Source organism: Halochromatium sp. (assembly GCF_054919635.1).
The window spans coordinates 1-7048 of the sequence record NZ_JBUDPI010000191.1 but is presented as its reverse complement, the minus strand read 5'-3'; the positions used below and the strand labels follow the sequence as shown (position 1 = coordinate 7048).

At 65.6% G+C, this 7048-nt stretch carries 5 protein-coding genes; all 5 read right to left on the bottom strand.

Features of this window, described 5'->3' with window-relative positions; genetic code table 11:
- On the bottom strand, window positions 1-1997 hold a 1997-nt coding region (locus ACY693_RS12040; RefSeq protein WP_462322067.1), incomplete at its 3' end, for an ATP-dependent DNA helicase.
- 9 nt (window positions 1998-2006) lie between these two features.
- The gene (locus ACY693_RS12035) at window positions 2007-2951 is read right to left on the bottom strand and encodes a tetratricopeptide repeat protein (protein WP_462322066.1); all 945 of its coding nucleotides are present in this window, start codon (window positions 2949-2951) and stop codon (window positions 2007-2009) included.
- Between the two features lie 3 nt (window positions 2952-2954).
- Window positions 2955-5384: a penicillin-binding protein 1B gene (gene mrcB, locus ACY693_RS12030; RefSeq protein ID WP_462322065.1), complete on the bottom strand. Its 2430-nt coding sequence runs from the start codon at window positions 5382-5384 to the stop codon at window positions 2955-2957.
- A gap of 166 nt (window positions 5385-5550) precedes the next feature.
- Complete coding sequence (locus ACY693_RS12025) at window positions 5551-6366, bottom strand: ABC transporter permease (protein ID WP_462322064.1); 816 nt, start codon at window positions 6364-6366, stop codon at window positions 5551-5553.
- Window positions 6363-7048, bottom strand: a 686-nt coding sequence (locus ACY693_RS12020; RefSeq protein WP_462322063.1) for an ABC transporter ATP-binding protein, incomplete at its 5' end; no start/stop codon positions are given. The genes ACY693_RS12025 and ACY693_RS12020, both read right to left, overlap by 4 nt.

Sequence of the window (7048 nt, the reverse complement as noted above, 5' to 3'; positions counted from 1 at the left end):
GCTTGGGGGAGCTGAAAATCGCGGAACGGATTGCCGCCCTGGCGCTTCAGCGTGTCGGCTCGGGCTTGCAAGATCGGGTCGGCTGGGGAGCTGAACGGGAGCTTGTCGATGATGACGCAGGACAGCGCCTCGCCGCGCACGTCGACGCCCTCCCAGAAGCTCGAGGTGCCGAGCAGCACCGCGTTGCCAAGCCTGCGGAAATGCTCAATCAGCTCGGTGCGCGGCGCGCTGCCCTGCACCAGCAGCGGGTAGTCGAGGCGCGCTTTGAGCTGGATCGCAGCCTCGCGCAGCGCGCGATGGCTGGTGAAGAGCAGGAAGGCGCGGCCTTGACTGAGCGCTCGGACCGCGCTCGCGATCTCGACCACCCGGGCGGTGTAGCCAGGATGCGAGGGCTCCGGCATCGCGGTTGGGCAATAGAGCAGGGCTTGGCTCGGATAATCGAACGGGCTGTCCCATTGTGCGGTCTCGGCGTCCTCACAGCCGATGCGACTGGCGAAATGCGTGAATGAGCGGCTAACGGCCAGCGTCGCGGAGGTGAAGACCCAGGCTGCCTGATGCCGGGTCCGCTGGGTACGGAACACCTCGGAGACATCGAGCGGGGTTTGGTGGAAACGGAAGCCGCGGCCCTGCAGGTCGAACCAGCGCACCCGGTTCAGCGCGTTGTCGGGCTCGCCTCGCGCGCTGGCCTCGCTGCCTCGTCCTGCACCGCCATGGCTGGGCTTGGTATCATCTGGCTGGTCATGCTGGTGCTGAGCCGGGGCCGCTTGTGTGGACTCAGTAGCCGGCTCATCGGCTAACAGGCTGTCGAGCCTTGCGCGCATTGCCTGCACCCGCGCTGCCGCCTGCTCGAGCCCCCGTGAGCGATCGGCGATCGGCGTCAAGATGTCGGCCAGGTTATCGAGCGCCTGTTCGAGGGTACCGAGGGCCAGCTGGACCGAGCGCGCCTCCGTGATCTGTTGCCAGGGGCCGCGGCGGTCCTCAACACCGAGATCCTGACTGAGGCTCTGACGCAGCTCGGCAACCGCCTGCTGGAGTGCATCGCAGGCGAGCGGGAGGTCCGGCACGTCACCGGCGTCGCGCCGATCGGTCGCCGCCACGTCGCGGGCAAGCTCGATGAGCTGACGAGCGCTGATCGAGAGGCCGAAGAAGCTGGCTGCGACCTCGGGCAGCTGATGCGCTTCGTCGATGATGAAGGCGTCGACATCGGGCAGCACCTCGCCGAAGCCTTCGTCGCGCAGCGCCAGGTCGGCACAGAGCAGGTGATGATTGACCACCACCAGCTCTGCCGCCTGCGCCCGGCGGCGCGCCTCGAGCAGGTGGCAGTCGTTGAAGACCGGGCAGGCCTGGCCGAGGCAGTTGTCGGCAGTGGAGGTGACCGCGGGCCAGACCGGGTCGTCCTCGGGGATCGGGAGCTCGGCGATGTCGCCGTGCTGGGTCCGGCTGCTCCAGTTGCGGACCTGCTGCAGATGCTGTCGCACCTCAGGTCGGTATCGGGTCGGCTCATCGAAGGCCAGCTCGAGCCGGTAGCGACAGAGGTAGTTCCCGCGACCCTTGAGCAGCGCGACCTCGATCGGGGCGCCGAGCGCGGCGCGGATCAACGGGATGTCGCGCTGAAACAGCTGATCCTGCAGGTTGCGGGTGCCGGTGGAGATGACCGTCTTGCGGCCACTGAGCAGCGCGGGCACGAGGTAGGCGAAGGTCTTGCCCGTGCCGGTGCCGGCCTCGCAGATGAGGGCGCCACCGCTGTCCAGCGTGGCCGCCACACGCTCGGCCATCGCCTGCTGGTCCGGCCGAGGGTGGAAGTGCTGCAGCTGCTCGGCGAGGGGTCCGCGCTCCGACAGCGCCTCGCGGACGGCGCGCTGCAGTGCAGGCAGTCGGGCTGGGGTGGCAGCGTCAGCGCCATGAGCGGTTTGAAGAGCAGCCTCGGGCTCGGACTCTGGCTCGGACTCGGACTCCGGCTTGGACTCGGGCCCGGCTGGGCGCCGCCGAAACTGCATCAGGGGCTCCTAGCCGCCAGCGGCCTTGCGCTCGGCCTCGACCGCGCCTTCAATGTCCCCGACCTGGCGACGAGCGGTGGCGATGATCTCCCAGTTATTGGTCTTCAGCGCTGGCTGATCGCCGGTGAGCGTGTTCGAGCGTGTCGCCAGCTTCGCGGCCGAATCGCTCATACCCTGCTCCAAGCGCACCCGAGCGAGACGGTTCCAGAGATAGGCCTCCTGAGGTTGAATGCGCAGCGCGCGCTCCAGGGTTGCTGCCGCCGCGCCAGCGTCTCCCGACTGACGTTGCTGCTCAGCGCGCTGGGCGAGGGATGCGACCGCAGGCGGCATGTCGCTCGGCGCGAGCCCAGAGGGTTGCGACGCAGCGCTGGCGACCTCGGGGGCCGGCGGGGCCGCGGGCTCGCCGCCGGATTGACCTCCAGCATCGCTGGATTGCGCGGTCGACGATGGCGCTGAGTCTTGTCGTGGCCCGGCGGTCCCTGAGGCGCCAGGCTCTGACGCGCCGGCTTGTGACGGAGGACTGGATTCGCTGGCTGCGGTCTGTCCGGCTGACGGGCGCTCTGGACTCGTGGTCTGGGCGCTGGATGTCACCTGTGACTGGTCGGAGCTTTGGGTCTGAGTCTGCGTTGGCGACTGCGCTGGCGGATTGGCCGACGACGCCGAGGTTGGCGTTGCCGCTGTCTCGGCCTGCGCCGTTTCGGTCCGCGCTGGCTCAGGCGGCCTGTCACTGATCGTCTCCGGCGGCGTATAGGCATAGACGCGCGTCGGAGCTGGCGCTGCAGGCTCAGGCTCAGGCTCAGGCTCAGGGGCTGGCGGCGCTGCTGGGGGCTCGGGGCTGGTCTGGGGTGCCGGTTGGGCATCGACAATCGGTGCCGGCGGGCCACTTCGCTCCATCGAGCCGCAACCGGTGAGCACAAGCGCGACGAGCGCCAAAAGGGTCAGGTGCTTTTCCATAGATCAGTTGCCGTAGAAATTGCTCATAAAGGGACTGGTATTGCGTGGCTCGCTGCGCTCGCGGCGGGGTGGGGTCGGCTCGGGCTCCGGTGCCGGCTCTCCCTGAGCCAGCTTGGGCTCGGGCTCGGCGCTAGCGCTCGGTCGCGCCCGCCCGCCACCGCCACTCCCTCCGCCACCACCGCAGGCGCCGCCGCCGACATGGCCACGACTAAACGGGATACCGCTGCGGCCGCACGCGCTGGCGATCTCGATCGAGTCCGGGACGGCATCGCTCAACGGCTCGGTACTGATCTTGGCCATGATGTCGCCCCAGACGCGCAACGCGCCGCTCGAGCCGCTCAGGCCCATGGGCTTATTGTCGTCGCGTCCCACCCAGACCACGAGAACCCGGTCGCCGCTGAACCCGGCGAACCAGCTATCGCGCATGTCATTGGTGGTTCCGGTCTTACCGGCAACGGTCATGCCTTCGGGCAAACGCTGCTTGAGCCAGGTGGCCGTGCCTTGCTCGACGACCTGACGCATCGCCCATTGGGTCAGGTAGGCCGCGTCGCTGCTGACCACGGGCTCGACGGCGAGCGGATAGCGGTTGAGGGGCTGCCCGGACGCATCGAGCACCTCCCGAATCGCACGCAGCGGGGCACGGAAGCCACCGGCGGCGATGGTTTGGTAGACCTGTGCGAGCTCGACGGGTGGGAGTGAGGCGGAGCCGAGCAGCATCGCCGGGACCCTGCTGACCGGACGCACGGCGCCAAGCCTTCGGAGCGTCTCGGCGACCTCGTTGACCCCTATCTGCAGCCCCAGGTTGACCGTTGCCAGGTTATAGGACTTGGCGAGTGCCTGATAGAGCGGCACGGTGCCATGCACGCGATGGTCGTAGTTCTTTGGGCTCCAGAGCTCGCCGCCAGCGCGCAGGCTGATCGGCCGGTCGGTGATCGGTGAGACCAGCGAGAACCGCTCGGGCTGTGCCAGCGCGGTCAGATAGATCACGGGCTTGATGGCCGAGCCGATCGAGCGCACCGCATCGAGCGCGCGATTGAAACCGGCATAATCGGTGTCGCGCCCGCCGACGATGGCCAAGACTTCGCCCTGGGCAACAGAGGTCACTACCGCTGCGGTCTCCAGGGTTCCGGGCGCGAGACGTCGTTGTTTGTCCAGCTTCGGCATCCGCTCGCGGATCGCGGCCTCGGTCTGGCTCTGGATCAATGGGTCCAGGGTGGTGAAGATGCGCAGGCCTTCGGAGCGCAGATCCGGTTCCCGATAGTCGCGCTGGAGCTGGCGGCGCACGAGCTGAATGAACGCTGGATACTCGCCAGCCGGCTTGGCCCCGCCGTCCTTGAGCCCGAGCGGCGTCGTCTTCGCTTGCTCGGCCTCTTCCTTGGAGATGATCTGATGGTGGGCCATCAGGTCGATGACCAGGTTACGACGATCGGTCACTTTCTCTGGAGAGCGGCGCGGGTTGTATTCGCCGGGGCCTTTGAGGACTGCGACCAGCAGAGCGATCTGTGGCACGTTCAGCTCGTCGAGGTCGCGGTCGAAGTAGAACCGACTGGCGAGCCCGAAGCCGTGAATCGCACGGCTGCCATCCTGGCCGAGGTAGACCTCATTGGCATAGGCGGTGAGGATCTCGTCCTTGGAGTAGCGCTGGTCCAGCAGCACCGCCATGTAGGCCTCCTTGGCCTTACGCTCGAGGGTGCGCTCTTGGGTGAGATAGAAGTTCTTGACCAGCTGCTGGGTCAGGGTGCTGGCGCCCTGTACCGTGCGGCCGGCCATCAGATTCTCGTAAGCAGCGCGCACAATGCCCTTGGGGTCGATGCCTTGATGCTTGTAGAAGCTGCGATCCTCAACCGCCAGCAGGGTTTTGATCAGCAGCGGCGGCAGTTGCTGGCGCCGCAGCAGCACTCGGTCTTCGTTGTGCGTGGGGTAGATACTGGCAATCAGCGCCGGGTCCAGACGCACCAGGGCTAGGTCGCGACCGTTGCTGCCGGCGCGCATGTCGGTGACGCGATTGTCGGCGATCCGCACCTCGACGAGGCGCTCGGCTTCGCTGCCGTCCCAGAACTGGAATGGCCGGGTCCGGATCAGCACCCGGTCAGCGTCGACATGGAAGCTGCCAGCGCGTCCGAGGTTGCTGTTGTCGATGCGGCGGTACTTGAGCCGCTCAAGCTCTCCAACCAGCGATTCCTGCGAGATCGGGCGGCCAACATAGAGCTCCAGCGGGCGCGCATAGACCCGCGCCGGCAGCGCCCAGCGTTTGCCCTCAAATTTCTCGCGCACGATCTTGTCGAGGTGGACGCCGTAGAGCCCCAAGGCCAGGGCTGCCGATAGGCCGACGAGCAGGATGGTGCTGAAAAAGAAGGCCCACAGGCCAAGCCCGCGACGACGGCGGCGTGCGGCGCGTTTGGGTGAGGGGACAGTAATCTTGGCGTTGGCCACTCGGCGTATGTCCTGCGGCGGGTGTGCGGCACCGGTGTTGCGCCGTCTTGATGGGTCTGACCCAAACGGGTCGTCATGGGTCGGTTAAGATCGCTCCGCTGGCCGGAAACGCCCTGCAATCATCCCATTGCGAAGGTCTGGCCACAAGCTGCCCGGCGTTATTGCCTCATTGTTTGATGCCAACCCCGCGGCTCAGCAGGCTCAAGCTGTAGAAGCCGAGCGCAGCGATGAAGATCACGATGATGAAAAAGGCGAAGCCGAGCGGGATGTCACTCACCCCGAGCAGTCCGTAGCGAAAGGCGTTGATCATGTACAGGATCGGATTCGCGAGCGATAGGGTTTGCCAAGGCTGTGGCAGCAGGTCGATCGAATAGAACACGCCGCCAAGGTAGGTCAGTGGTGCCAGCACGAAGGTCGGCACGATTGAGATGTCATCGAAACTGTTTGCAAAGACCGCATTGATGAAGCCGCCCAGCGCAAACAAGATGGCGGTGAGCAGCAAGATCAACAAGGTCACTGCAAGGTTATGGATGCTGAAGCTGGTGAAGAATGCGGCAACGATCATCACCACGATGCCCACCGTGAGGCCGCGCGCGACCCCGCCGGCGACATAGCCGGCAAGGATGACCCAGTTCGGCGCTGGCGAGACCAAGAGCTCCTCGATGTAGCGCGAGAATTTGCTGCTGTAGAACGAGGAGACGACATTGCTGTAGGCGTTGGTGATGACCGCCATCAGCACCAGCCCAGGCACGATGAAATCGATGTAGGCGAGCCCTTCCATCGGCCCGATGCGATCGCCGATCAAACGGCCGAAGATCACGAAGTAGAGGGTGGTGGTGATCGCCGAGGGCAAAATCGTTTGCACCCAGATGCGCGAAAAGCGCATCACCTCCTTGCTAAACAGGGTGGTGACGGTGATCTGATAGCGGCGCCAGCGGTTGCTATCGACCAGAGGGCCTTTGTCGGATCTGACCTGATTCATGGTGTCGTTGCTCCGCGGCTCGCCTCAACCCGATCGAGGAACAGCTTTTCGAGCCGGTTCTGCTTATTGCGCAGGCTCAAGACCTCAATGCCGTTGCGCGAAAGCGCCTCGAACAGGCCGTTGATGCTGTGCTCGCGGTTGATCTGCACCTCGAGCGTGCTCTCGTCAATATGCTCGAGCACGAAGCCGCCGAGCGAGGGTAGCTCGCGGACCCGCCCTTTCAGGTTCAGCACAAAGGTCTCCGCGTCCAGCTCGCCAAGCAGGGTGGCGATATCGGTTCGCGACTGGATTTGTCCGTGATCGATGATGGCGATGTGACGGCAGAGGCTCTCGGCCTCCTCCAGGTAATGGGTGGTCAGAATGATCGTCGTGCCCTCGGCGTTGATCTCCCGCATGAAGCCCCACATCGCCCGTCGGATCTCGATGTCGACCCCGGCGGTTGGCTCATCGAGGATCACCAGGCGTGGGCGATGGACCAGTGCACGGGCGATCATCAGGCGCCGTTTCATGCCACCAGAGAGGAGGCGCATCTCGGTCTCGCGCCGGTCCCAGAGGTCGAGCTTGCGCAGCAGCATCTCGGCTCGGTTGCGGGCCTCTTTGCGCGGAACGCCAAAGTAGCCGGCTTGGTTTAGCACCACCTCGAGCACGGGCAAGAACAGATTGAAGTTAAACTCCTGCGGGA

Bases quoted from the DNA above. Each gene is read 5' to 3' on its own strand.
- ACY693_RS12035 (WP_462322066.1), bottom strand. From the start codon at position 2,951: ATGGAAAAGCACCTGACCCTTTTGGCGCTCGTCGCGCTTGTGCTCACC.
- ACY693_RS12025 (WP_462322064.1), bottom strand. From the start codon at position 6,366: ATGAATCAGGTCAGATCCGACAAAGGCCCTCTGGTCGATAGCAACCGC.